Annotated in this window: 2 protein-coding genes; both read right to left on the reverse strand. The window is 50.1% G+C overall.

The genetic code is table 11. The annotated features are described in order from the left end of the window. The coding region (locus tag ACTHUR_RS16910) for an Hsp70 family protein (RefSeq protein ID WP_440399847.1) at nt 1-263 on the reverse strand (263 nt) is incomplete at its 3' end. Between the two features lie 45 nt (nt 264-308). Continuing rightward, nucleotides 309-561: hypothetical protein (locus ACTHUR_RS16915; protein ID WP_440399849.1), on the reverse strand; the 253-nt coding region annotated here is incomplete at its 5' end.

Here is a 561-nt window from a genome sequence, read left to right on the forward strand (position 1 = left end):
GCGCGGAACGTGCGCTTGCCCAAATGGAAAGTTTTATCCGTTCCCATAAATCGCTTGAACGCCGAGGCGGTCAGCGTCGGGGCGGTGGAGAGGCGTTCGCGTGCGGCGATGCCGGTCAGGATGCTGCCGTCTTCGGCGACGCTGATGACCGACGGTGTCAGAAAATGGCCGTGTTGGTTGGGAATCAGGCGGGTTTCGCCGTTGTGGAACTGGGCAATCAGGCTGTTGGTCGTGCCTAAGTCGATACCGATTTGCAGGGTCATGAATGTCTCGTTTCGGAGGGGTTTGAATGTGTTTCAGACGACCTTTCACATCATCCGCATGGGGTCGTCTGAAAGAGGGAAGATTGCAAAATCATAACATTTCTTCCATTTGTATGGAAAATCCGGCGGCGTTTCGGACTGGCGGATGGCGCGCTTTGTTGCCGTTTGGGGAAGGAAAATGGTTGGAATGGTTTTTATCGTAAGATGGGTTGTGTATTTGCCGACGTTTCTAATCCGACATTGCTCTTGGCAATATAAATAAAAATAATAATTATTCTCTAATTTGGGAAAATATGTT

The organism is Neisseria sp. P0021.S007, from assembly GCF_051956855.1.